Origin of the sequence: Lamprobacter sp., from assembly GCF_034860625.1 — a bacterium.
Lineage (GTDB): Bacteria > Pseudomonadota > Gammaproteobacteria > Chromatiales > Chromatiaceae > Lamprobacter.
Genome location: NZ_JAYESN010000544.1, coordinates 1 through 1276 on the forward strand (window position 1 = coordinate 1; position 1276 = coordinate 1276).

Here is a 1276-nt window from a genome sequence, read left to right on the forward strand (position 1 = left end):
ACCTGGCTTCTCGATCTCGAACTCAACGCGGAGCCAGCCGAGTAGCTCGCGGGAGGCGGTCTGTGCTTGTTGGGTCAGCGCCAGGGCCTCAGCGGCCTGCTGCTCGACTTCGGAGCGGATTTCGGGCGTCGGCTCGGCGATCGGTAGCTTCTCCATCCTGAAGCCTGCTGGATTCAGCGCCTCGTCCTTCATGTGTGGAAGGAAGCGCCAGTTGTGCCACCAGAGTAGTGGTGAGTTGAGGACGGCTAGCACATACAGGTCGGCGGTCGGCAGGAGGAAGACCTTGTTGTTGCCGTAGAGCGGGTAGTCCGCATAGGCGTACTGTGGATGAAATTGGATCTCCTGGTAGAGGATCTTTGGGGACTCGAAGCGTGCGTAGTAGTCGCAAGAACGCAGCTCCCACCAGAACCTCCCCTTGTCCTGACGCTTCATCAGCCGCGCCTGCAAAGGCTTCATCTGTGCGTGCAGGCTCGGGTAGATCCGTGCAAAGACCGCCTCGGCGTCGTCGCCAGCATCACTCCAGGGCCAAGAGTGATCACCGCTGGACTTGAGCACGATCATCCACAACCCCTGCCAATCAGGCCCCCAGCGCTTGATGTCTTGTCCTCGCAGGTACGGCTTGATGATCTCCGTGCAGCCGGGGTCATCCCGAATCAGCGCGGTGCGGGTGCTGTCATCGATCAGGAAGGCCTCGTTCAACCCGGTCAACACACCCCGGTAAGGCTTCACACCCAAAAACTCTGCTAACGGCACTCCGCGATCACGGATGCGCTGCATCAGCGTATCCACCTCTGGCGGCTCCAAGCTCCAGGGCTCGGCGCTGTAACGGCTCCAAGGCACCGGATAGGCGTGCTCGTGAACGTAGTTGTCGAGCGACAGCTCAGCCGACCGATCTCGGGGCACGATGCAGACGCTGACCATCGGTGTTGCCTCGGCCCCGTCCGTGGATGCTAGCGTTGCTGCCGTTGCCGCTGCTACTGCAGCTGTCTCTGACCCTGACTCTGACTCTGACTCTGACTCTGACTCTGACTCTGACTCTGACTCTGCGACGGCTGCTGTCTCTGCCTCTGTCTCTGTCGCTGAAGTTGGTGCTGCTGCGCTCGCGCTCGCGCGCGCAGTCGCAGTCGCAGTCGCAGCGTCCACTCGCCGCTGAGCCACGATGATGCAGGGAAAGGTATCGGCATCCTCGAAGATCGGCGCATGGCCGAAGTCGAGGATCTCCTCAAGCCGCGCCTGCTCGCTGAACAGCCGTCGCAAGGGCTCGCCATAGCCAGCA

1 protein-coding gene is annotated in these 1276 nt (G+C 61.7%); it reads right to left on the reverse strand.

Annotated features, from left to right (window positions below; translation table 11 throughout):
• Positions 1 to 1276 (reverse strand): TaqI-like C-terminal specificity domain-containing protein (locus VBE63_RS29640; RefSeq protein ID WP_416274734.1); only part of this gene is annotated, 1276 nt, incomplete at both ends.